21 protein-coding genes and 1 pseudogene are annotated in these 23088 nt (G+C 73.1%); 12 read left to right on the top strand and 10 right to left on the bottom strand.

Features of this window, described 5'->3' with window-relative positions:
• Nucleotides 1–221 precede the first annotated feature (221 nt).
• Nucleotides 222–734 (top strand): EF-hand domain-containing protein, encoded by a 513-nt coding sequence (locus AC5WRT_RS01620; RefSeq protein ID WP_496091820.1) that lies wholly within the window; start codon nucleotides 222–224, stop codon nucleotides 732–734.
• Here the strand turns inward: AC5WRT_RS01620 and AC5WRT_RS01615 are convergent.
• Entirely contained in the window at nucleotides 713–2221 is a 1509-nt protein-coding gene (locus tag AC5WRT_RS01615; protein ID WP_496091819.1) for a class I adenylate-forming enzyme family protein, read from the bottom strand. The genes AC5WRT_RS01620 and AC5WRT_RS01615 overlap by 22 nt on opposite strands.
• 103 nt (nucleotides 2222–2324) lie before the next feature.
• Between AC5WRT_RS01615 and AC5WRT_RS01610 the strand changes: the two genes are divergently transcribed.
• The 4 genes from AC5WRT_RS01610 (at nucleotide 2325) to AC5WRT_RS01595 (ending at nucleotide 6580) form a co-directional block, all read left to right on the top strand.
• Nucleotides 2325–3518, top strand: a complete 1194-nt coding sequence (locus tag AC5WRT_RS01610) for an amidohydrolase family protein (protein ID WP_496091818.1) — start codon at nucleotides 2325–2327, stop codon at nucleotides 3516–3518.
• The gene (locus AC5WRT_RS01605) at nucleotides 3518–4651 is read left to right on the top strand and encodes an acyl-CoA dehydrogenase family protein (RefSeq protein ID WP_496092004.1); all 1134 of its coding nucleotides are present in this window, start codon (nucleotides 3518–3520) and stop codon (nucleotides 4649–4651) included. The genes AC5WRT_RS01610 and AC5WRT_RS01605 overlap by 1 nt, the downstream gene beginning before the upstream one ends.
• Before the next feature lie 2 nt (nucleotides 4652–4653).
• A complete protein-coding gene (locus AC5WRT_RS01600; protein WP_496091817.1) occupies nucleotides 4654–5535 on the top strand; it encodes an acyl-CoA dehydrogenase family protein in 882 nt (293 codons plus the stop codon).
• Between the two features lie 538 nt (nucleotides 5536–6073).
• Nucleotides 6074–6580: an ATP-binding protein gene (locus tag AC5WRT_RS01595; protein WP_496091816.1), complete on the top strand. Its 507-nt coding sequence runs from the start codon at nucleotides 6074–6076 to the stop codon at nucleotides 6578–6580.
• 260 nt (nucleotides 6581–6840) lie between these two features.
• Here AC5WRT_RS01595 and AC5WRT_RS01590 read toward each other — a convergent pair whose 3' ends face one another.
• Complete coding sequence (locus AC5WRT_RS01590) at nucleotides 6841–7767, bottom strand: cyclase family protein (RefSeq protein ID WP_496091815.1); 927 nt, start codon at nucleotides 7765–7767, stop codon at nucleotides 6841–6843.
• Nucleotides 7768–7853: 86 nt separating this feature from the next.
• Here AC5WRT_RS01590 and AC5WRT_RS01585 point away from each other — a divergent pair, with 86 nt between their 5' ends.
• The 3 genes from AC5WRT_RS01585 to AC5WRT_RS01575 are packed head-to-tail and all read left to right on the top strand — an operon-like array spanning nucleotide 7854 to nucleotide 10997.
• Complete coding sequence (locus AC5WRT_RS01585) at nucleotides 7854–8768, top strand: SDR family NAD(P)-dependent oxidoreductase (RefSeq protein WP_496091814.1); 915 nt, start codon at nucleotides 7854–7856, stop codon at nucleotides 8766–8768.
• Between the two features lie 31 nt (nucleotides 8769–8799).
• Nucleotides 8800–9948 (top strand): acyl-CoA dehydrogenase family protein, encoded by a 1149-nt coding sequence (locus AC5WRT_RS01580; protein WP_496091813.1) that lies wholly within the window; start codon nucleotides 8800–8802, stop codon nucleotides 9946–9948.
• Nucleotides 9948–10997, top strand: a complete 1050-nt coding sequence (locus tag AC5WRT_RS01575; RefSeq protein ID WP_496099852.1) for a Zn-dependent alcohol dehydrogenase — start codon at nucleotides 9948–9950, stop codon at nucleotides 10995–10997. The genes AC5WRT_RS01580 and AC5WRT_RS01575 overlap by 1 nt, the downstream gene beginning before the upstream one ends.
• Here AC5WRT_RS01575 and AC5WRT_RS01570 read toward each other — a convergent pair.
• The gene (locus AC5WRT_RS01570) at nucleotides 10987–11985 is read right to left on the bottom strand and encodes a GlxA family transcriptional regulator (protein ID WP_496091811.1); all 999 of its coding nucleotides are present in this window, start codon (nucleotides 11983–11985) and stop codon (nucleotides 10987–10989) included. The two genes, AC5WRT_RS01575 and AC5WRT_RS01570, sit on opposite strands and share 11 nt — an antisense overlap.
• 71 nt (nucleotides 11986–12056) lie before the next feature.
• Here AC5WRT_RS01570 and AC5WRT_RS01565 point away from each other — a divergent pair, with 71 nt between their 5' ends.
• Nucleotides 12057–13364 (top strand): MFS transporter, encoded by a 1308-nt coding sequence (locus AC5WRT_RS01565; RefSeq protein WP_496091810.1) that lies wholly within the window; start codon nucleotides 12057–12059, stop codon nucleotides 13362–13364.
• 283 nt (nucleotides 13365–13647) lie between these two features.
• Here the strand turns inward: AC5WRT_RS01565 and AC5WRT_RS01560 are convergent, their stop codons facing one another.
• The 4 genes from AC5WRT_RS01560 to AC5WRT_RS01545 form a co-directional block, all read right to left on the bottom strand.
• Nucleotides 13648–14241: a flavin reductase family protein gene (locus AC5WRT_RS01560; protein ID WP_496091809.1), complete on the bottom strand. Its 594-nt coding sequence runs from the start codon at nucleotides 14239–14241 to the stop codon at nucleotides 13648–13650.
• A gap of 57 nt (nucleotides 14242–14298) precedes the next feature.
• Nucleotides 14299–15084, bottom strand: a complete 786-nt coding sequence (locus AC5WRT_RS01555; RefSeq protein WP_496091808.1) for an enoyl-CoA hydratase/isomerase family protein — start codon at nucleotides 15082–15084, stop codon at nucleotides 14299–14301.
• Nucleotides 15081–17303, bottom strand: coding sequence for an acetate--CoA ligase family protein (locus AC5WRT_RS01550; RefSeq protein ID WP_496091807.1), 2223 nt, complete (start codon nucleotides 17301–17303; stop codon nucleotides 15081–15083). The genes AC5WRT_RS01555 and AC5WRT_RS01550 overlap by 4 nt, the downstream gene beginning before the upstream one ends.
• Nucleotides 17304–17425: 122 nt before the next feature.
• Nucleotides 17426–18613 carry a flavin-containing monooxygenase gene (locus AC5WRT_RS01545; protein ID WP_496099851.1) on the bottom strand — a complete coding sequence of 396 codons (1188 nt, stop codon included), beginning with the start codon at nucleotides 18611–18613 and terminating at the stop codon, nucleotides 17426–17428.
• Between the two features lie 252 nt (nucleotides 18614–18865).
• On the opposite strand from AC5WRT_RS01545, the gene AC5WRT_RS01540 reads away from it, so the two are divergent.
• The 3 genes and pseudogenes from AC5WRT_RS01540 (at nucleotide 18866) to AC5WRT_RS01530 (ending at nucleotide 20637) form a co-directional block, all read left to right on the top strand.
• Nucleotides 18866–19315, top strand: coding sequence for a DoxX family membrane protein (locus tag AC5WRT_RS01540; protein ID WP_496091805.1), 450 nt, complete (start codon nucleotides 18866–18868; stop codon nucleotides 19313–19315).
• Nucleotides 19315–19710: a Zn-ribbon domain-containing OB-fold protein gene (locus AC5WRT_RS01535; RefSeq protein WP_496091804.1), complete on the top strand. Its 396-nt coding sequence runs from the start codon at nucleotides 19315–19317 to the stop codon at nucleotides 19708–19710. The genes AC5WRT_RS01540 and AC5WRT_RS01535 overlap by 1 nt, the downstream gene beginning before the upstream one ends.
• Nucleotides 19711–19766: 56 nt before the next feature.
• A pseudogene (locus AC5WRT_RS01530) lies at nucleotides 19767–20637 on the top strand (GNAT family N-acetyltransferase).
• Between the two features lie 66 nt (nucleotides 20638–20703).
• Here the strand turns inward: AC5WRT_RS01530 and AC5WRT_RS01525 are convergent.
• The 3 genes from AC5WRT_RS01525 to AC5WRT_RS01515 form a co-directional block, all read right to left on the bottom strand.
• Nucleotides 20704–21369, bottom strand: coding sequence for a pyridoxine/pyridoxamine 5'-phosphate oxidase (locus AC5WRT_RS01525; RefSeq protein ID WP_496099850.1), 666 nt, complete (start codon nucleotides 21367–21369; stop codon nucleotides 20704–20706).
• Between the two features lie 10 nt (nucleotides 21370–21379).
• Nucleotides 21380–21799 carry a pyridoxamine 5'-phosphate oxidase family protein gene (locus AC5WRT_RS01520; protein ID WP_496091802.1) on the bottom strand — a complete coding sequence of 140 codons (420 nt, stop codon included), beginning with the start codon at nucleotides 21797–21799 and terminating at the stop codon, nucleotides 21380–21382.
• An 83-nt stretch (nucleotides 21800–21882) separates the two neighbouring features.
• Entirely contained in the window at nucleotides 21883–23055 is a 1173-nt protein-coding gene (locus AC5WRT_RS01515; protein ID WP_496091801.1) for a thiolase C-terminal domain-containing protein, read from the bottom strand.
• Between the last annotated feature and the right edge of the window lie 33 nt (nucleotides 23056–23088).

Here is a 23088-nt window from a genome sequence, read left to right as displayed (position 1 = left end):
GAGCCCTCCTGAACCCCCGGCGTTTCGCGCCGCGCCGCGACACGCCGTCGGCGCCACCGCCCCCGCGACATGGCCACACTGTTGTCGCAGAATTCCCCCGGTCTTGGCACAACCGCCGGGTTGCGGCCATCCGAAGGCCACGCGCGTCATACGCTCCCTGCGAGGTGGCCCGTCCACCCGCACCACGCACGAGACGCACACGTAAGGCGGCCCGAACAGACATGGTCAGCACCGAGTACGAGCGCAGGATCGCCGCCCGGTTCGCCACCTTCGACCAGGACGGCAACGGCTGGATCGACCGTGAGGACTTCAACGCGGCGGCCAAGGCGCTCCTCGCCGAGTTCTCCGTGACCGCGCGCTCCGACAAGGGGCAGGCGCTGTACGCGGGCGCGGAGGCGTTCTGGCAGGGCATGGCCGGGATCGCGGACCGGGACGGCGACCAGCGCATCACCCGCGAGGAGTTCGTCACCGGCGCGGTCAAGCGGCTGCGCGACAACCCCGAGCGCTTCGCCGAGATCGCCCGTCCCTTCCTGCACGCGGCCCTCGCCGTGGCGGACACGGACTCCGACGGCCGTCTCACGGTCGCCGACACCGCCCGCGTGCTGCGCGTCCTGCACGTTCCCGCCGGCCCGGCCGGCACCGTCGCGGCGGCCCTCGACACCGACGCCGACGGTGCCATCACCGAACCGGACATCATCCCGGCCTTCTCCCGCTACTTCACGGTCGCGGAATAGCGTTCCCGCAGCTTGTACTTCAGCACCTTGCGCAGGGTGTCGTTCCGCGGCAGCGCCTGAACCACCTCCAGCCGCTCCGGCAGCTTGTGCACGGACAGGCCCGCCGCGCGCAGGTAGGAGGTGACCTCCGGCAGGGTCAACGCGGCTGCGCCGGGCGGCTGTTCGACCACCGCGCAGACCAGTTCCCCGCGGTCGGCGTCCGGCAGGCCCACCACCGCGGCGTCCGCGATCGCGGGGTGCGCGGCGAGGAGGTCCTCGATCTCCCTGGCCGAGATGTTCTCGCCCTTTCGGATGATCACGTCCTTCAGGCGACCGGTGAGGACGAGATGGCCCGAGTCCGTCACGCGGCCCAGGTCGCCGGTGCGCAGAAAGCCGTCGGGGTCGAAGGCGGCGGCGGTCTGCGCGGGGTCCAGATAGCCCTGGCACACGGCCTCGCCGCGCAGCCGGATCTCGCCGTCGACGATCCGCAACTCCATGCCGGGCGGCGGGCGGCCCTCGGTCGTGGCCAGGTTCTCCGGGGTGTCCCGCGGGTCGCCCATGGTGATCATCGGAACCTCGGTCATGCCGTAGCCGTGGGTGAGCTGGACGCCCATCTCGCGGACCACCGCGTGGTAGACCTCGGGGGGTTTGGGCGCGCCGCCGCCCGCGAGCAGCCGCAGGGACGGGATCAGTCTCCGGCCGGGCCGCTTGCGCTGCTCGGCCAGGAACATCGAGTAGAAGGCCGTCGAGCCGCCCGCCACCGTCACCCCGTGCCGCCGGTACTCCGCCAGCGCGTCCGGCAGCGCGAAGTGCTCGAACAGCACCGCCGGGAAGCCGTACAGCAGCAGCATCACCAGATAGTCGGGGCCGCCTATGTGGGCGTACGGGAAGGCGATCGAGCCCACGTCGGCCGGGGTGAGCCCCAGGGCGTGCGCCAGGCAGGAGCCGCCGGCGATCAGCGAGCGGTCCGTGTGCAGCACGCCCTTGGGGTCGGAGGTGGTGCCGGAGGTCCAGTAGATCCAGCGCACCGAGGTGCCGTCGGCGGGCGGGGCGGGCAGCCCTGACGGATCGCCGTCGGGCAGGGTGTCGTACGCCTCGAAGACACCCTTCGCGCCGAGCCGCCGCGCCATCTCCGTGTGGTCGTGGCCCCGCCACACGCCCGGCACCGCGAAGAACTCCGCCCTGGACGCGCGCAGCGCGAAGCCGACCTCCCGGTCCCGGTGGAAGGGGATCACCGGGGACTGCACGGCGCCCAGGCGGGCCAGCGCGAGGGAGAGCAGGACGGTCTCGATCCGCGTGGGCAGCTGCCAGGCGACCACCGTGCCCGGGCCTACGCCCATGCCGTGCAGGCCGGCCGCCACCCGCTCGGCACCCGTGCGCAGCCCGCCGAAGGTGAGCGTGTGCCCGCCCTGGAGGAGGGCCGGGCGGCCGGCGCTGAGGGCGGCGCGGCGGACGACCAGGTCCCACAGTGTGCGGGCGGAACCCAGGGAGTGCGGGGTCTCGTTCACGTGGCCTCCCCGACCGGGTTGGCTGACGATCCGTCAGATGGCATGCTAACTGACGGTCCATCAGATCAGTACTGTCCGGCGGAGGGGAACGCGGAGGGGAACCATGACCGAACTGCCCCGCATCATCAGCGTCGACGACCATGTGATCGAGCCCGCCCACCTCTTCGAGACCTGGCTCCCGGCCCGGTACCGGGACCGCGGGCCCAAGCCGCTGACCGCCGGCATCGGGGAACTCGCCTACGTCGGCGGCACGTACCGGATCACCATGGACCCGGCGGGCCCGCCGACCGACTGGTGGGTGTACGAGGACCTGAAGTTCCCGTACAAGCGCAACATCGCCGCCGCCGGCTTCGCCCGGGACGAGATGACGCTGGAGGGGATCACCCGGGAGCAGATGCGCCCGGGGTGCTGGGATCCCGCCGAGCGACTGAAGGACATGGACCTCAACCACGTCGAGGCCAGTCTCTGCTTCCCGACGTTCCCCCGCTTCTGCGGGCAGACCTTCGCCGAGGCGCACGACAAGGAGGTCGCCCTCGCCTGCGTGCGCGCCTACAACGACTGGATGGTGGAGGAGTGGTGCGGGGACAGCGGGGGCCGGCTGATCCCGCTCTGCCTGATCCCCCTGTGGGACGTCGAGCTGGCCGTCGCCGAGATCCGGCGGAACGCGGCGCGCGGGGTCCGGGCGGTCACCTTCTCCGAGATCCCCACCCATCTCGGGCTGCCCTCGATCCACTCCGGCCACTGGGACCCGTTCTTCGCGGTCTGCCAGGAGACCGGCACCGTCGTCAACATGCACATCGGCAGCAGCTCCCAGATGCCGGCCGCCTCCCCGGACGCGCCGCCCGCCGTCCAGGCCTCGCTGAGCTTCAACAACGCGATGGCCTCGATGATGGACTACCTCTTCAGCGGGGTCCTGGTGAAGTTCCCGCGGCTCAGGCTCGCCTACTCCGAAGGGCAGATGGGCTGGATCCCGTACGCCCTGGAACGCGCCGACGACGTGTGGGAGGAGCACCGCGCCTGGGGCGGGGTCCGTGACCTGGTCCCCGAACCGCCGTCGACGTACTACTACCGGCAGATCTTCTGCTGCTTCTTCCGCGACAAGCACGGCGTCGCCTCGCTGGACGTGGTGGGCAGGGACAACGCCACCTTCGAGACCGACTACCCGCACGTCGACTCGACCTTCCCGCACACCAAGGAGGTCGCCCTCGACCATGTCAAGGGCCTGGACGACGAGACGGTCCACAAGCTGATGCGGGGCAACGCCATCCGCATGCTCGGCCTGGACCTCGACGCGTGATGGACCTGACGGACACGCCCGAGGAGGCGGAGTTCCGGATCCGGCTGCGGGAGTGGCTCGCCAGGGCGCTGCCCACCCTGCCGCCGAAGCCGCCCCCCGGCGACTGGCCCGCGCGCCGGGCCTACGACCTCGGCTGGCAGCAGACGCTGTACGACGCCGGGTACGCGCACGTCCACTGGGACGCCTCGCCGACCATCCGCCTGATCTTCCTGGAGGAGACGGAGCGGGCGGGCGCCCCCTACGTGGGTGCGAACTTCGTCGGGCTGCTGCACGCCGGTCCGACGATCGCCGCCGAGGGCACGCCCGAGCAGCGGGCGCGCTGGCTGCCGCCGATCCTGCGCGGCGAGGAGGTGTGGTGCCAGGGCTTCAGCGAACCGGGCGCCGGCTCCGACCTCGCGGCGCTGCGCACGCGCGCGTGGCGCGACTCGGACGACTACGTGGTCACCGGGTCCAAGATCTGGACCTCGCACGCGGAGGTCGCCGACTGGTGCGAACTGCTGGTCCGTACCGACCCGCACGCGCCGAAGCACCGGGGCATCACGTGGCTCGCCCTGCCCATGGACGCCGACGGCGTCACGGTCCGGCCGCTGCGCACGCTCGCCGGATCGGCGGAGTTCGCCGAGGTGTTCCTCGACGAGGTGCGGGTGCCCGCCGAGAACCGCGTCGGGGCGGAGCACGACGGTTGGCGCGTGACCATGGTGACCCTGTCCTTCGAGCGCGGCACGGCCTTCGCCGGCGAGGTCGTGGCCTGCCGCCGTGCGCTGGGCGAAGTGGCCCGCACCGCACGGGAGAACGGCCGCTGGGACGATCCGGTGCTGCGACGCAGGCTCGGTCGCCTGGAGGCGGAGTTCCGGGCCCTGTGGCGGCTGACCCAGTGGAACGTCGGCGAGGCGGAGGGGAACGGGGGAGTGCCGGGCGTGGGCGGCTCGGTCTTCAAGCTCCGCTACTCGCACGCCCGCCAGGACCTGTACGCCGCCGCCGCCGATGTCCTCGGCCCCGACGCCCTCGACCTGGACCAGCCGTGGGTCCTCGACCGGCTGTCGTCGCTGTCGTACACCATCGCTGCCGGCACCTCGCAGATCCAGCGCAACATCGTGGCCGAGCGGATCCTGGGGCTGCCGAAGGGGAGGTGAGCATGCGGTTCCAACTGACCGGCGATCAGCGCGCGTTGCGGGCCGGGGTACGCCAGGTGCTGGACCGGTGGTTCGGGCGGGAGCAGGTGCGGGCCACCGTCGACGCGCCGGGGCGGCTCGACCGGGAGCTGTGGCGGGCGCTCGGGGACGCGGGCTTCTTCGCCCTGCGGCTTCCGGAGCCGGACGGCGGGGCCGGACTCGGCCTGCCCGAGGCGGTGCTCGCCTTCGAGGAGGCGGGGCGTGCGCTGCTGCCGGGCCCGCTCGTCGCCACCCACCTCGCGGCCGGGACCGTGCCGGGCGCGGCGACCGGGGAGACGGTGGTGACGGCCGTGGACGGCGGCCTGGTCGAGTGGCTGGACGCGGCGGACGTGGTCCTCGGGGATGCCGCGGACGCCGTGCCCCTGCGCTCGCTGGACCCGCTGACCCCGCTGCACCGGGTGCCCGCCGCGACCGCGGGCCGCCGTACGCGCGCGGGAGCGGAGGCCGTGCTCCTGACCGCCGCCGAGCAACTGGGCACGGCCGTACGCCTGCGCGAGCTGGCCGTGCAACACGTCCGGACACGTGAGCAGTTCGGGCGGCCGATCGGCACCTTCCAGGCCGTGCAGCATCTGTGCGCGGACCTGCTGGTGCGCACCGAGACCGCGCGGGTGGCCGTCTACGCGGCATCCGTGACCGGCGACGAGGCGGACGCCGCCGCCGCCCGGCTGCTCGCCGACGAGGCCGCCGTGCACGGCGCCCGTGACTGCCTGCAGGTGCACGGCGGCATGGGGTTCACGTGGGAGGCCGAGGTGCATCTGCACCTGAAGCGGGCCTGGGTGCGGGCCCGGCGCGGCGGCGGTGGCGCGGACAGCGAGGAACTGCTCGCCGCCCGGCTGGTGGCGTGACGGGACGGCCACCGCCCGCGGCGCACCGCTGGAAAGGCGTTGGCCCAAGATGTCGCGGATCGTGGCATGCCGGTTTCACGGAGCGTCGATACCGGGTTGTGTCCTTCGCCGGGCTCGTCACATCCCGGAGTCGGCCGTCCGCTCCGGTACCTTGTGTGGGATGCGAGTGGCTGCGAGCACGGGCCGGGCCGGCGGTGCCCCTGGGGCAGTGCCGGGTCGTGCGGTGCGCGTCGCTGCTCGCGGGGCGGTGGCGGCCTTACCCGCCGTCTGTTCGACTCCCCGGCACGAGCGTCGCACAGTATGCCGCACGCGTACTCCTTCGCGCTGGAATATGCCCGAAGCGCTTGTTGCGGTGACTGTACGTCAACCATGCTGTCTCCCAGGGGAATCACGTTCCGTGACCCCTGCTCTGGCCGTTGTCCTGGCCATGCAGAAAATGGCTACGATCGTGGCCCTCGTGATCGCCGTCGCGGCCCGGAGCGCCGCGGCGACGAGGTGGCGTGGGGTCATGTGTCCGCCGGTTCGGATGGTGTGAGCGGTGCAGGTGCTTCAAGTGCAGCTGGAGATCCGGCCCGACCCCACGGAGGTGGGACGGGCGAGGAAGTGGGCCCGCTCGCGGCTCCCCGGACTGGGCATAGCGGCCGACGAGCCGCTCGCCGAGACCCTGATCCTGCTCGTCTCCGAACTGGTCACCAACGCCGTCGTCCACACCGGACGTGCGGCCGTCCTCCGGCTCTCCCTGCCGGGCGCGACGGGCGGTGCGGCCGTGGTGCCGGCGGCGCCCGCGGCGGGCACCGTGCGCGTGGAGGTGGCCGACGGCAGCTCCCGCGCCCCCGTGCCGCGGTGCGCCGGCAGTGACGCGACCGGCGGCCGGGGACTGGCCCTCGTGGACTGCCTGGCCGATCGCTGGGGCTGGAGCCCGGAAGGCGCCGGCAAGAGCATCTGGTGCGAACTGGACCGCTGCGCACGGCCCGGCGAGAGCGCAGCGGTGGCGTACGGGAGCGGGCTGTCCGCGTTCGAGGGCTTCGCCTTCGAGGCGGTGTAGCACCCGGCGCCGTGGTGCGCCGGAGGTGCATCCGTGCGCGGGCACCGCGAACAGGGCGTACGTAACAAATCTCCGTACCGGCGTTGACGACCCGTGACTGGCTGAACACGCTGGTGGGCGACGATTCGCCGCGAGGGGACGGCGAGGGCCCGGGCGACGGCGGCTCTCGCCGAGTGTGGGTCGCACCCGGTGGGCGGCGCGTGCACGACGGTGGGGGGAGGCGCGCCGCCCACCGTTCGGTACGGCTTTCGTCTCCGGGTTCACAGGACGGCCACGGGCGCCACGGGTGTCCCTGTCGCGCCGGCGAACGGCTCGGGCATCGCCGACAGCCAGAACGTGTACCGCCCTTCTTCTCCACAGGCTGTGGACAACTCTTCGAGATTCCAGTTCTGGCCCTGGAGCATCCCCATCTCCACGAGGTCCAGGGCGTGCACGGGCAGCCAGAGATTCTCCGACTCGGGCGGGAATATCTCAAAAGTGAGCGTGTCGTTGGCGACCGCGGCCACATCGCGCGCGTGGAACCACTCCGGGGTGCGGATCGACAGCCCCGGCGACGGATGGCCGTACCCGTGCCGGTCCCCGGCCAGGTACGTCCGCACCTGCCCGGTGCGGACCAGCACGATGTCGCCGGCCCGCACGCGCGTGCCGGCGAACTCCTCGGCCGCCTCGAGGTCCTCCGGGGTCACGGCGTGACCCCCCGCCAGCCGGTCCACACCGCGCGCGCGTGCCACGTCCAGCAGCACTCCGCGCGAGACGATGTGCCGCGCCTTGTCGATCCCGCCGAACCCGGCGCCGCCGTGCGCGGTGACCGTGAGCGCAGGACGGCCGTTGTAGAGCCTCCCCGAGTGCGAGACATGGCTGAGCGCGTCCCAGTGGGTGCCGGCCTGGAGGCCCATGGTCACCACGTCGTCGCTGCACGCCACCGTGCCCGGCCCGAACAGCTCCTGGTTGATCTGCACCATCGCGTGCAGCGGATTGACGCGCCCCGGGATCACCCCCGTCTGCACCCCGTCCTGGCTCAGGGGCAGGGCGAGCGGGACGCGGCGCCCGGTGCGGACGCATGCGGCGGCCTCCCGTACGACGTCGTCGGTGATCAGGTTCAGCGTGCCGATCTCGTCGTCCGCTCCCCAGCGCCCCCAGTTGTTCACGCGCTTCGCGATCTCGTGGAACTCCTTGGGCAGTGCCATCCGGTGCCTCCCCGGGGCTTGTGTCCGCGCGACCGGCGCGCCATAGAATCTAACGGATCGTCAGAAACGGCGGGAAGGGGCCGGGCGTGGGGAACTTCTTGGCAGGAAAGGTCGTCGCCGTGACGGGTGCCGGGCGGGGCATCGGCCGGGCGGTCGCGCGGGCGGCGGCCGCCGAGGGGGCGAAGGTCGTCGTCAACGACTGTGGCGTCGCCGTCGACGGCGCCTGCCCCACGAGCGAGGTCGCCGAGGCCGTCGTCAAGGAGATCGAGGCCGCGGGCGGGGAGGCGGTCGCGGTCGCCGACGACATCTCCACGATGGCGGGCGGACAGCGGGTGGTCGACGTGGCACTGGCGTCGTACGGCCGGCTCGACGGGGTCGTGTGCGTGGCCGGGATCCTGCGCGAACGCATGCTCTTCAACATGACCGAGGAGGAGTGGGACCCCGTCCTCGCCACCCACCTCAAGGGCACGTTCACCGTCTTCCGGGCCGCGTCCGCGGTGATGCGGCGGCAGCGCTCCGGCACGCTGATCGGCTTCACCAGCGGCAACCACCAGGGGTCCGCGTCCCAGGCCAACTACAGCGCCGCGAAGGGCGGCATCGTCTCGCTCGTCCGCAGCGCGGCGCTCGGCCTGCACAAGTACGGGGTGACCGCGAACGCGGTGGCGCCGGTGGCCCGTACGCGGATGTCGGCGAACGTTCCCATGGAGCTGAGCGAGATCGGTGAGCCGGAGGACGTGGCCGCGCTGGTGGTGTACCTGCTGTCCGACGGCGCTGCCGCGCAGGGCGTCACCGGGCAGGTGTACACCGCCGCCGGGTCGAAGATCGCGGTGTGGGCACAGCCGCGGGAACTGCGCGCGGTGTACGCGGAGGGAACCTGGACGCCGGAGCGGATCGCGCAGGTCCTGCCGGGGTCCGTGGGGGTGGACCCGATGCCGATGCTGTCCCGGCTCACGGCGATGGAAGAGGCTGCGCGAAGTGGTTCTCGGCCGAACGCCCGGTAGCGCGGGGCGCGTCGATCCAAGGCGGTGTTCCATGGATTTCGGGTTCAGCCGGCAGGACGAGGACTTCCGGGTCGAGGTCCGGGACTGGCTCGGCGCCCATGCGAGGCCCTCGACAGACCGCCGTACCTGGGAGCGCACCCTCGGCTCGGCCGGCTGGATAGGGCTCGGTTGGGCGGAGTCGGGATACGGCAACCGTACGGCCACGCTCACCCAGCAGGTCGTCTGGGCCGAGGAGTACGCCCGGTCGCCCGCGCCGCCGCGCTCGGGGCACATCGGGGAGAACCTGCTCGCGCCCACCCTCGTCGCGCACGGCAGCGAGGCGCAGAAGGCTCGCTTCCTGCCGCCGGTCGCCGCCGGTGAGGAGCTGTGGTGCCAGGGGTACAGCGAGCCCGGCGCCGGGTCGGACCTGGCCGGGGTGCGGACGGCGGCGGTGCGGGAAGGGGACCGCTACCGGATCAGCGGGCAGAAGATCTGGACCTCTCTCGCCCACGAGGCCGACTGGTGTTTCGTGCTGGCCCGCACCGACCCGGAGTCCGGGCGCCACCACGGCCTGAGCTTCCTGCTCGTCCCCATGGACCAGCCCGGCCGCGTCGAGGTCCGCCCCATCCGCCAGCTGACCGGCACCAGCGACTTCAACGAGGTCTTCTTCGACGGCGCGTACACGAAGGTCGAGCACGTCGTGGGCGGGGAGGGGCGGGGGTGGGCGGTGGCGATGAGTCTGCTCGGGTTCGAGCGCGGGGTGTCCACTCTTGCCCAACAGGTGGGCTTCGCAGAGGAGTTGCGGCGAGTCGTGCGGACGGCCGTGGAGACGGGAGCGGCGGACGATCCGGTCGTACGGGCGCGGATCGTACGGCAGTGGGCCGAGCTGCGGACCATGCGCCGGCACGCCCTGCGCACCCTCGGCGGCTCGGTGGACCCCGGCGCGCCCAGCGTGGCCAAGCTGCTCTGGGCCGGCTGGCACCAGCGGCTCGGCGAGCTGGCGGTGCAGGTCCGGGGCGCTGCGGCCGGTGCCGGCCCGGCTAACTGGTCGCCGTCGGCGCCGTACGAACTCGACGCGGACCAGCATCTGTTCCTCTTCTCCCGGGCCGACACCCTCTACGGCGGCACCGACCAGGTCCAGCGCACGATCATCGCCGAGCGCGTGCTCGGTCTGCCCAGAGAGCCCAAGGGGGCCGTGTGATGCGTGGTGTGGTGTTCGACGGCACACAGGTGCGGGTGGTCGACGACCTCGCGGTGCGCGAGCCGGGCGCCGGGGAGGTGCTGGTGGCGATCGCCGCGGCCGGACTGTGTCACAGCGATCTGTCCGTGGTGGACGGCACCATACCTTTCCCGGTTCCGGTGGTGCTGGGCCATGAGGGTGCGGGAGTGGTCGAGGCGGTCGGCGCCGGCGTCACCCATGTCGCGCCCGGCGACCATGTGGCGCTGTCCACGCTCGCCGCCTGCGGCACCTGCGCGCAGTGCGACCGGGGACGGCCGACGATGTGCCGGCAGGCGATCGGGCGCCCGGGAAAGCCGTTCGCACGGGGAACCACGCTCCTCCACCAGTTCGCCTCCAACTCGGCGTTCGCGGAACGCACGGTCGTCAAGGCCGTGCAGGCGGTTCCGATCCCGAAGGACATCCCGCTGGAGTCGGCCGCGCTGATCGGCTGCGGGGTGCTCACGGGCGTGGGGGCCGTGCTGAACCGGGCCCGGGTGGAGCAGGGGGACAGCGTCGTCGTCATCGGCGCCGGAGGGATCGGGCTGAACGTGCTGCAGGGCGCGCGGCTCGCGGGGGCGCTCAGGATCGTCGCCGTCGACGCCGACCCGGCCAAGGAGGACGTGGCCCGGCGGTTCGGCGCCACCGACTTCCTGGCGTCGACGGAAGGCGTGCGGGACCTCCTGCCCGGCGGCGCCGACCATGTCTTCGAGTGCGTCGGCCGGGTGGAGCTGATCAGGCAGGCGATCGACCTCCTCGACCGGCACGGCCAGGCGGTCCTCCTCGGGGTCCCGCCGGCCACGGCCGAGGCGTCCTTCCGCGTCTCCTCGCTCTACCTGGACAAGTCCGTCCTCGGCTGCCGCTACGGCTCCTCACGCCCCCAGCGGGACATCGCCCTGTACGCGGACCTGTACCGTCAAGGCCGCCTCCTGCTAGACGAGTTGGTGACGGCCGTCCATCCGGTGGAGGACTTCGACAAGGCACGGGCGGACGCGGAGGCGGGCCGGGTGGCGCGGGCGGTGCTCACGTTCTGACGGCCGCCCGGAACGTGCGGCGATAGGCGGTCGGTGTCACTCCGAGCGCCTGCTGGAGGTGCTGGCGCATCGACTGGGCCGTGCCGAAGCCCGCCTGATGGGCCACCTGGTCGATGGACAGGTCGGTGGTCTCCAGCAGATGGCGGGCGCGTTGGACGCGCTGCTGGGTGAGCCACTGGCCGGGGCTGATCCCGACCTCCTCGCGGAAGCGGCGGGTGAAGGTGCGCACCGACATGGCCTCCTGCTCGGCCATGTCCCGCAGCTGGATCGGCTCGTGCAACCGGCCAAGCGCCCAGGCGCGGGCGGCGGTCGTGGTCGACAACTGCGGGTCGGGCACCGGCCGTTCGATGTACTGGGCCTGGCCGCCGTCGCGGTGCGGCGGTACGACCGTGCGCCGGGCGACGTCGTTGGCGACCGCCGTACCGAAGTCGCGACGGACCATGTGCAGGCACAGGTCGATCCCGGCGGCCACGCCGGCCGAGGTGAGTACGTCCCCGTCGTCGATGAACAGCACGTCCGCGTCCACCTTGACCTGCGGGAAAAGCTGCTGGAAGCGTTCGGCGTCGGCCCAGTGCGTGGCGGCCGGGCGGCCGTCGAGGTGTCCGGCGGCGGCGAGGACGTAGACGCCCGTGCAGATGGACGCGAGCCGGGTGCCCGGGCGGATGCGGGCGAGGGCGGCGGCCAGTTCACCGGTGAGCCGGCCCTCCTCGAAGACCGGGCCGAGTTCGTACGACGCCGGGACGATCACCGTGTCGGCGTCGGCCAGGGCCTCCGGTCCGTTGGGGACGTGCACGGCGAAGTCGGCGTCGGTCTCGACCGGGCCGGGCGGCCGCACCGAGCAGGTCACGACCTCGTACAGGTGGCGGCCCCGCTCGTCCCTGGGGCGGCCGAAGATGCGGTGCGGGATACCCAGCTCGAAGGGGAGCAGGCCGTCGAGCGCGAGGACGACGACCCGGTGCGGACGGAAACCGTCGGTGACAGCGGCCATGGCCCGATCCTAGCGAAGGCTGACCTTCGGGCCACTCGATGTGCGCTCATGAAAAGGGGACGCTGTGCGACGTGACTCAGACAAGCCCAGCCGCAGCCCTCGTCCAGGCCGCCCCGCCCGCCCGGCGCCGCCGCGTGCACCGCGCCTGGTTCGTCGCCGCCGTCACCTTCGTCACCATCATCGGTGCGGCCGCCTTCCGCTCCCTGCCCGGCCTGCTCATCGACCCGCTGCACCAGGAGTTCGGCTGGTCACGCGGCACGATCGGCGCGGCCGTCTCCGTCAACCTGGCGCTCTACGGCCTCACCGCGCCCTTCGCCGCCGCCCTGATGGACCGCTTCGGCATCCGCCGGGTGGTCGCCGTCGCGCTCACCGTGATCGCGGCCGGTTCGGGCCTGACGGTGTGGATGACGGCGGCCTGGCAGCTGTGGCTGTGCTGGGGCCTGCTGGTCGGCCTCGGCTCCGGCTCGATGGCCCTCGCGTTCGCCGCGACGGTCACCCACCGCTGGTTCACCGAGCGGCGCGGCCTGGTCAGCGGCATCCTGACCGCCGCGTCCGCCTCCGGCCAGCTGATCTTCCTGCCGGTGCTGTCCTGGCTGACCGAGCACCACGGCTGGCGCCCGGCCGCCGTGACCGTCGCCCTGGCCGCCCTGGCCGTGGTCCCCTTCGTCTGGATCCTGCTGCGCGACCACCCCGCCGACATCGGCCTGAGGCCTTATGGTGCCCGGGAGTTCGTGCCCAAGCCGGCGCCGGTCACCGGCGCCGCCCGCCGCACGCTGAACGTCCTCGCCGCCTCGGCCCGCACGGGCACCTTCTGGCTGCTCGCCGGCACCTTCGCGATCTGCGGCGCCTCCACCAACGGCCTGATCCAGACGCACTTCGTGCCCGCCGAGCACGACCACGGCATGCCGGTCACGACGGCGGCCTCGCTGCTCGCCGTCATCGGCGTGTTCGACGTGGCCGGCACGATCGCCTCCGGCTGGTTCACCGACCGCTTCGAACCCCGCCGCCTGCTGGCCGTCTACTACGCCCTGCGCGGCATCTCCCTCGTCTTCCTCCCGATGCTGCTGGGCCCGGCGGTCCACCCCCCGATGCTCTTCTTCATCGTCTTCTACGGCCTCGACTGGGTTGCCACCGTCCCGCCGACCCTCACCCTGTGCCGCGAGAACTACGGCGAGGACAGCGCCATCGTCTTCGGCTGGGTCCTCGCCTCCCACCAGGTCGGCGCGGCCCTCGTCGCCTACCTCGGCGGCCTCGCCCGTGACGTCTTCGGCTCCTACGACCTGGTCTGGTACGCCTCCGGCACCCTGTGCGCGGCGGCGGCCCTGATGGCCCTGGTGATCCGCCGCCGCCCGGCCGGGCTCGTCCCGGCGGCCGCCTGAACGACTCCCTCGGGCCTGCCTGACGATTCCCGTCCGCCGCGCGACGCCCTGCACGCTCCCCCACTGCCTCAAGGGCGTGGGAGGCGCCTCCGCGCGCCGCACCGGCCCCGGACCCGAGTACCTCCAGTACGAGGGCCCGTGGCCGGCGCGCCGGGAGCACGCACCTGGCGCCGCGCGGCCGCCCTTCGGGCAACGACGCGCATTATCGGACAGGCCCCAGCTGTGCTGTCCCGGGAGACAACGTCTGCGCGTCGCGACGGGGCGAACGTTGCCCGTTGGGGCACTAGCGGCCGATCCGGGCGAACCGCCCCCGGTGGAAGAGCAGCGGTTCGCTCCGCTCCGGTGCGCCGAGGACGTTCACCCGGCCCACGACGATCAGGTGGTCGCCGCCGGTGTGCACGGCGTGGACGGTGCAGTCGATCCAGGCGGCGGCGCCGGCCAGCCGGGGCGAGCCGGAGGCGGGCGCCGCGTCGTACGTCACCCCCGCGAACTTGTCCGCGCCGCTCACCGCGAAGGCCCGGCACAGTTCGTCCTGGTCGGCGCTGAGCACGTTGACGCAGAAGACGCCGGCGCGGGCGATACGGGGCCAGGTGGTGGACGTACGGCCCACCATGAAGCAGACCAGGGGCGGTTCGAGGGACAGAGAGGCGAAGGACTGGCAGGCGAAGCCCGCGGGACCGCCCTCCGTGCCGGCGGCCGGTGCCGTGATCACGGTCACGCCACTCGCGAAACCGCCCAGCACCCGCCGGAACTCTCCCGGCTCCACCGGCGCCCGTTCGTCCTCCCGCACGCACCGCAACTCCGGCCGGTGCAAGGGCTCCACGGGTCCGCGCCCCAGATACCGGACGGCGGCCGCCGCCGCCCCTGCGTGTCCCATCACGCCATCCATTGAAACTGACGGCACGTCAGATGGGAAGGTCCCGGGGGTCTGCTCTCACCGGCCCCGGAACCCGGGTTCCCGGCGCTCCTGGAACGCCCGCAGGCCCTCCCGGGCGTCCCGCGACGTCATGTTGATCTCCTGGGCCCAGGCCTCCGCCGCGAAGGCGGTCGCCCGGCCGGCGTCCAGGGAGGTGTTCACCAGGTGCTTGGTCAGGGACAGGGCGCGGGTGGGGCCGCAGGCCAGGCGGGCCGCCCACGCGCGGGCCGTCTTCTCCAGCTCCCCGTCCGGTACGACGCGGTTGACCAGCCCGAGCCGTTCCGCCTGCGCCGCCGACACGGCGTCCCCGAAGAACATCAGCTCCTTCGCCCGGTGCGGGCCCAGCAGGCGGGGGAGCAGGTAGGTCCCGCCGCCGTCCGGTACCAGCCCGCGCCGTACGAACACCTCGAGGAAGCGGGCCGACTCGGCGGCCAGCACCAGGTCGCAGGCGAACGCGAGGTGCGCGCCGAGGCCCGCCGCCGCGCCGTTCACGGCGGCGATCACCGGCTTCTCGCAGTCCAGGACCGCGGCGATCAGGCGCTGGGCGCCCAGGCGGAGGACGCGGGCCACGTCGCCGGTCACCCGCTCGCCGTCCCCGGCCCCGCCCCGCAGGTCCGCGCCCGCGCAGAAGCCCCGGCCCCGGCCGGTCAGCACCACCGCTCGGACCTCGGGGTCCGCCGACGCCTGCGTGAGCAGGCCGATCAGGCGGTCCCGGAGCGCAGGGGTGAGGGCGTTGAGGGACTCGGGGCGGTTCAGAGCCAGGTACGCGACCTGGCCGGTGCGCTCCGTCTCCAGCTCGCTCATCGGCAGACCGCCAGCGCGTCCAGTGCCACCGCGCCCTGCCCACGGGGGAGCACCATCAGTGGGTTGATGTCCAGTTCGGCGATGTGGTGGCCCAGTTCCAGCGCCATACGCTGGACCCGCAGGACCACCTCCACCAGCGCGTCCCGGTCGGCCGGCGGGCGACCCCGGACGCCGTCCAGCAGGGCCCGGCCGCGCAGTTCGGTGAGCATCGCGCGGGCCTGGTCCTCGCCGAACGGGGGCACCCGCACGGCGGCGTCGCGCAGGACCTCGACCAGCACCCCGCCGAGCCCCACCGTCACCGTCGGGCCGAACAGGTCGTCGTGCGTCATCCCGACGACCGTCTCCACGCCCTGCTCGACCATCTGGCACACCAGGATCCCGTCCAGCGGGACACCCTCGTACCGGGCGATGTCGGTCAGCTCGCGGTAGGCGTCCCTGACCTGGCTGGCCGACGTCAGCCCGATCTTCACCAGGCCCAGTTCGGTCTTGTGGGCGATCTGGGCGCCCGAGGCCTTCATCACCACCGGATAGCCGACCTGGGCCGCGGCGCGTACGGCCGCCGCCGCGCTGGTCACCAGTTGCTCGCGCGGCACCCGGATGCCGTAGGCGCGCAGCAGCTGCTTGGCCGCGTGCTCGCTGAGTTGCCGGCCGGGGCTCATCAGGGCCTCGGCCTTGCGGTACGACGGCGAGGGGGTGCGGGGGGCCTCGTCGAAGGGGGAGCGGTAGTCGCGCACGAAGGCGTGGTGGTCCAGCCAGGCGCGGACGGCCCTGACACAGTTGCCCAGCGTGCGGAAGGTCGCCACGCGGGAGGAGCCGAGCAGGACCTCGCGGTACGCGGGCTCCGTGCCCACCGGCGAGCCCCACACCACGCACACCAGCTTGTCCGTCGCCTCGGCCGCCGCGACCAGGTCCGCCACCAGCCGGTCGCTCAGCGGCGGGAAGGGGCCGGTGATCGGGCAGATCAGGACCCCGACCGAGGGGTCGGCGAGGATCGCGTCGATGATCTTCCGGCCCCGTGCGTCGCCCACCGGGTGCCCGCCGCTGTCCACCGGGTTGGCCACGCTCAGATACGGCGGTATCCACTGGTGGAGTTCGGCCTGCCGGGCCTCCGGCAGGCGCGGCAGGCGCAGCCCGGCGGCGGTCGCCAGGTCACCGGCGTGCGCGCCGGTACCGCCGGAGATCGAGTACACCGCGACCCCGTCCGCCAGCGGCGCCCGCGCCCGTGCCAGCAGGACCGCGGTGTCCTGGAGTTCGTCGAGGCCGTCGACCCTTACGACTCCGAACTGGCGCATCGCCGCGTCCACCACGTCGTCGGCGCCGGTGAGCTTGCCGGTGTGCGAGGCGGCCGTCCGTGCGCCGGTCTCGGTGCGGCCCACCTTCACCGCGACCACCGGTACCTTGCGGCGGGCGGCCCGGTCGGCGGCCAGCAGGAAGGCGCGGCCGTCCTTCAGGCCCTCCACGTAACAGGCGATGGCGCCGACCTCGGGCTGCTCGGCGAACCAGGACAGGAAGTCGGCGGTCTCCAGGTCGGCCTCGTTGCCGGTGGGCGCCCAGTGGGAGAGCCGGACGCCCAGTTCCTGGAGGGCGAACACCGGGCGGCCCTGGTGTCCCGACTGGGTGATGAGAGCGATCGCCGGGCCGGTCAGGTCCTCGCGGAACTGCTCGAAGGCGTTGAGGTTGGTGTTCGGGCCGAGGAGCCGGATCCCCGAGCGCCGGACCGCCTCCGCGAGCCGCTCCTGCGCCTCCGCGCCCGCCTCGCCCGTCTCGGCGAACCCGGAGGCGAAGGCGACCGCGAACCTCACCTTGGCGTCGGCGAGTTCCTCGACCACCGGCAGCGGGTCGGCCACCAGCAGCACGGCCAGGTCGACCTGGCCTGCGGAGAGCTCGGCGACGGAGGCCGCGCAGGGAATGCCGAAGACCGAGGGGCGGCTCGGATGCACCGGATACACCCGCGCCCCCTTGCGCCCGGCCCAGGCCAGCAGCTGGCGGGTGATGCCGGTGTTCGGGCGTCCCTCCGCGTCCGAGGCGCCGATGACGGCGACCGACTCGGGGCGGAAGAAGCGGGTCAGGTCCGGTACGTCCGTGTGCAGCGGCCGCCCGCTGACGTCCAGATCGCCGACCCGGTCGTGGACGACGGGTCCCGGCCGCCGCTCGCCGCACGCGAGGACCCGGGCCCGGCGGGAGTCGGTGGTGAGGGTGCCGTGGGTTGATCCAAGCATCGGTCCGCCCGCTCCTGTGAGACAGCACAAGTAAACTGACGCACTGTCAGATTACTGAACTGACGCAATGTCAGGAATGGGGTGGGGCCGGGGAAGTCGCCGGCGGGTACGGAAGGCCGCGGTCACCGGTCGGTGCGAAGGTGTCGGGCCGCCGCCTCCGCGATCCTCCCGGCGTCCAGCGCCAGCTCCCGGAGCATTCCGCTGATGGGGTTGGTGTACCCGGTGAAGTAGAGCCCGGGCGCCCCGGCGGGTGCGCGGCCGCCGTGCACGACCGGCTTCCCGCGCTCGTCCAGCACCCCGAGATGCCCGACCAGGCCCTCCAGCGCCCGGGTGTACCCGGTCGCCGCGATCACCGCGTCCGGCTCGATCCGGCTGCCGTCGGCGAGGACCACCTTCCCGTCCTCGAAGGAGTCGACGGCGGCCACGATCTCCACCTTGCCGGTGCGGACGGCGTCGATCAGTCCGACGTCCTGCACCGGGATGGCACCCTCCTTGACCCTGCTGTACAGCCCGGTGTCCGGGCGGGGCAGGCCGTGGGCGGACAGGTCGGGCAGGGCGGCCCTGGCCTGCAGCCGGGAGAGCCGGTCCACGAACCGCACCGGCAGCCGCCGTACCAGCACGCCCGAGTACTGCGCGGGCCAGCCCAGCGTCGAACGGCGCACGATGTGTGGCACGGTGCGGACGGCGAGCCGTACCCGTGCGGCCCCACCCTCCACCAGGTCCACGGCGATCTCGGCGCCGGTGTTGCCGACGCCGACGACCAGGACGTCCCGGCCCGCGTACGGCGCGGCGTTGCGGTAGGTGCCGGCGTGCAGGAACTCGCCGCCGTACTCCGCAAGGCCCGGCCATCCGGGGATGCGGGGGGTGTGGTTGTAGCCGGTGGCGACGACCGCCGCGCTGCCGGTCAGTTCGCGGCCGCCGGAGGCGTGCAGCAGCCAGCCGGTGCCGTCCCCGGCCGGGTCGACGCGGAAGACCTCCACGCCGGTGACGATCTCCAGCTCGTGGTGCTCGGCGTACTTCTCCAGGTAGCGCACGACGTCGTCACGGGACACCCAGCGCCCGAACCTCCGGGGGATCCTCAGGCCGGGCAGGGCGGAGAGCCGCCGGGTGGTGTGCAGATGGAGCCGGTCGTAGTGGCCGCGCCAGGAGCTGCCCACGTGGTCGGCCTTCTCCAGCACCACCGCACGTATGCCCCGTGCGCGCAGTGCACAGGCGGTGGCCAGGCCGCCCGGGCCGGCGCCGATGACGTAGACCGGGCGGTCGGCGGGGGTGGCGGAGAGCTGCGCGGAATCGGAACGGGAGTCGGCCATGCTCGGGAGCGTAACCACGCACCCGGTTGATGGGTCTCGGTCAAGACCGGAATTGGTTGCGGATTGATCACGGGTGTAGGAGGAGTGGGTGGGACCGGTGCCGTAGGACACCCGGTTGTGACGGTACGGCGAGCTGTTCCCGCTCCGCCCGCCTGCTCGTCCTGGTGATCGCCCCGGGCTCCACCCGGGCCGAGTGGTTCACGGGGCACGCGCGGGTGGGCTTCCGGGCCTGCCTGACGTACCGTCAGATCCATGGACTCCCTATGGCTTGACGGCGCCCAGTGGCTGGCGGTGCTGCGGATCGGGCTCGGTCTGTGGTGGCTGGAGAGCTGGCGGCACAAGGACAAGAAGGCCTGGTTCGAGCGGGGCAGCGGCATCGCCTGGGCGGCGGAGATCGCGGAGAAGCACCGCTGGACGGCGGTGCGGACGGGGTTCGCGACGGTGGTGAAGCCGCGTCCGAAGCCGATGGCGTACATGGTCGCCTACGCCGAACTCTCCCTCGGCCTCGGGCTGATCCTCGGCTTCCTGACCCCGGTCGCCCTGCTGGGCGGACTCCTGCTGAACGCCCTCTACTTCGTCCTGATGATCCACGACTGGGCGGAGCAGGGGCAGAACTCGATGATGGCGCTGATCTCGCTCGTCGCCTTCTTCGCGATGGCCTGGCAGACGTGGTCGATCGACGCCTGGCTGGGCTGGTTCTGATGGGAGCGGCGCGCTACGACCTTCCGGAGCCCGACGCCTTCACCCGCCCCTACTGGGAGGCCGCCGCACGGGGCCGGCTGCTGATCCGCCGCTGCGCGTCCTGCGGCCGGGCCCACCACTACCCCCGCGAGTCCTGCCCGTACTGCTGGAGCGAGCAGGTCACCTGGGAGCGGGCGAGCGGCCGGGCCGTGCTCTACACCTGGTCCACCGTGCACCGCAACGACCTGCCTCCCTTCGGCGCCCGCACCCCGTACGTCGCCGCGGTGGTCGACCTGGCGGAGGGGCCCCGGATGATGACTCAGATGGTGGACTGCCCGGCAAAGGCCCTGAGCGCCGGGATGCCCCTGCGCGTGACGTTCGTGGAGGGCCTGCCTGTGTTCCGCCCGGCGGGCTGAGCCCCCGGCTCGGAAAACCGCGTGCCGCCCCGGAGCCGGGGCCCCATCATGGCCCTGTGCGCCCTGAGAACTGGTATCTCACCGACGACCTCGACGCGTTCCTCCCCCGCGCGGGCGACTTCCTGCGCTCACGGCCCGCCCTGCACACGGTGCCGCTGACGGTGACGGACGCGCTCGGGCGCCGCGGGCCGGACTTCTACGGCGCCGGGACCCCGCTCTTCGGCGTCCTGGACGACGGCACGGTCCGCGCGGTCCTCCTCCACACACCGCCTTTTCCCCTCCACATCACCGCGCTCACCGCGCCGGAGGCCGACGCCCTGGCCGCACGGCTCGCGGACCTGGACCGGCCGGTGCCCGGGATCTCCGGCCCGCGGGAGCCCGCGGAGGCCTTCGTGGCGGCCTGGCAGCGGCACACCGGTACGGCGCGTCGTCCGGCAGCGCCAACGGCTCTACCGGCTCGGTGAGTCGGCCGTACCGGAGCCGGTGCCCGAGGGGCGGGCGCGAATCGCCGGGACCGGGGACCGTGAGCTGCTGATCCGCTGGAAGGTCGCCTTCGACGCCGACACCGGGCACGGCGTCGGCACGGACCCGGCCGGGTGGGCCGACGCCCGGATCGCCGCCGGCGGCATCACCCCCTGGGAGACCCCGGACGGCACCCCGGTCTCCCTGGCCGGCGTCACCCCGAAGACCGCCGGCCAGGTGCGCGTCGCTCCGGTCTACACCCCGGCCCGCCTGCGCGGACGCGGATACGCGGGCGCGGTCACGGCCGAGGTGAGCCGGGCCGCGCGGGCGGCGGGCGTCGAGGAGATCGTCCTTTTCGCCGACCTCGCCAACCCGACGAGCAACGGACTGTACCGGCGGATCGGCTACCGGCCGGTGGCGGACTTCGCGGTGTGGGAGTTCTCCGGGCACGCGCCGGGCGGCTGAGCCGAGAGGGCGGGCGGACGCCGGCAGCGCCCCCTCAGGGGCGGGGGCTGCCCGGTGGGCGCCCGGTCACGGCCAGAGCAACGCCTTGCTCCACCCGAACTCCGTGCTCCGGTACTCCAGCCGCACGTGCTGCCTCTCGGCGTCCCCCTGGAAGAACTCCACCGTCCTGGGGCGCAGCCGGTACAGGGTCCAGGTGGGGGACGGTTCGTCGGGGTGGGCGCGGGCCCGTTCCCAGGCCAGGTCGGACGCCCGCCGCAGCTCGTCCAGCGAGGGCAGCTCCTCGCTCTGCCGGCCGGTGAGCGCGGCGGCCAGCGCGCCCGTCGAGCGGGCGTGCAGATCGGCCTGGCTCTCCTCGGCCGGCGCCGCCGTCACCGGTCCCCGCATCCGTACCTGGCGGCCCAGCACCGGCCAGTAGAAGGCCAGGGCCGCGTACGGGTGGGCGCTCAGGGCGCGGCCCTTGCGGCTGGAGACGTGCGTGGCGAAGGACCAGCCGTCCGCGTCGGCGCCGTGCAGGATCACGATCCGTACGTCCGGTGCGCCCTTCCGGTCCACCGTGGCCAGCGACATCGTGTGCGGTTCCGGCTGCCCGGCCGCCACCGCCTCCGCGAACCAGTTCGTGAACAGCGCCAGCGGGGTCGGCGGGGCGGTGCCGGGGTCGAAGGGGCGCAGCTCGGTCGTCCCGGGGTCCCAGACCCGCAGCGACCTCAGCAGTGCGGGGAGATCAGTTCCCATGCCCCCATGGTCACACCTGGCCGAGATCCGACGACACCCAGTGCTCCGGACGCATGTGGATCACCGCCTGCTCGCCGTGGTTCTTCCAGGCGAAGTCCACGTAGCCGTCCACCTTGTCGGCCGGCAGACAGCGCGCCGACATCCGCCGCAGCTCCCCGATCGTCGCAGGAGCCGTCCGCACCACCGGCCCCTCCACCGACACGTACCTGATCGTCGGCTCCAGCCGGTCGACCATCAGTGTGAACCGGCCCGCCTCGCCGATCAGGCGGTTCTTCCGGGACTCGAGGCCCGTCATGATCCACACGTCGCCGCCCGGCTCGTACCAGTACCAGATCGGCACCGCCGGTGGTGCCCGCCCCCGTCCCGCGTCCACCGCCAGCGCGGCCCCCTCGGCCAGGAACGCCTCTCGCTCCTCGCGGGTCAACGCCATGTCCCTCTACTCCTGCGGTTCGTCCGTGGCCGGAGGCAACCCCGGCCGGCGACAGGCGTGTTCCCGCGCGGGCGGGCGGCCGATCAGTTCCGGCCGAGCACCACCGTCCCGGACGAACAGAACCAGCCCCCCGTCCCGGACACCACGCCCAGCCGGGGCACCTCCCCGTCGCGCCGCAGCACCTGCCGCTCACCGGCTTCCCCGCGCAGCTGCCGTACGGCCTCCACCAGCAGGAACAGCCCCCGCATCCCGGGGTGTTGGGCGGACAGTCCGCCCCCGTCCGTGTTCACCGGCAGGTCCCCGCCCCGCACCAGCAGCCGCCCCTTCCCCACGAACGCCCCGCCCTCACCCTTCCCGCAGAAGCCCAGGTCCTCCAGTGTCACCAGGGTCATGTAGGTGAAGGCGTCGTAGAGCTGCGCGAAGTCCATCTCGTCCGGCCCCACCCCCGCCCGCGCGAAGGCGAGCCGGCCGCTCACCGCCGCCGGGGAGACGGTGAAGTCCGCCCACTCGGACATCGCCGCATGCGAGACGTGCTCACCGGTGCCGAGGATCCAGACCGGGGCCGTACGGCAGTCCCGTACGTACTCCCCGGCCGCCAGCACGACTGCCGCGCCGCCGTCCGAGCGCGGGCAGCAGTGCAGCTTGGTGAAGGGGTCGGCGATCACCGGGCCCGCCAGGACGTCGTCGACCGTGATGGGGTCGCGGAACATCGCCTCCGGGTTCAGCGCCGCGTTGGCCCGGGCCTGGACCGCCACCTGGGCCAACTGCTCGACGGTGGTGCCGTGTTCGATCATGTGGCGGCGGGCGGCCATGGCGTACTTCGCGATCAGGGTGTGGCCGTAGGGGACCTCGAACTGCAAGGGGCCGCGGGCGCCGAAGGACAGGTCGCCGGTCCTCCGGCCGGCCTTGATGTCCGCGCGTGCCGTCGAGCCGTAGACGAGGAGGACGGCGTTCGCGTGGCCCGCCGCTATCGCGTCCGCAGCGTGCGCCGCCATGACCTCCCAGGTCGAACCGCCGACCGAGGTGGAGTCCACCCAGGTGGGGCGCAGGCCCAGGTAGTCGGCCACCTCCACCGGGGCCAGCGTGCCGAGGCCCGCCGAGGCGAGGCCGTCGATGCGGGCCCGGTCCAGACCGGCGTCCGCGAGGGCGCGGCGGGCCGCCTGCGCGTGCAGGGTGTACGGGGTGGCGTCCGCCACGCGCCCGCAGTCGGAGAGGGCCACGCCGACCACGGCGACCTTACGGCTTCCCGCAGCCATGAGAGCCCACCTTCCCCTGTGCTTATCACTGTG

The sequence above is a fragment of the Streptomyces sp. NTD91 genome (genome assembly GCF_059510455.1).
The sequence above is the reverse complement of the archived record's forward strand: the minus strand, read 5'-3'. Positions and strand labels throughout refer to the sequence as shown.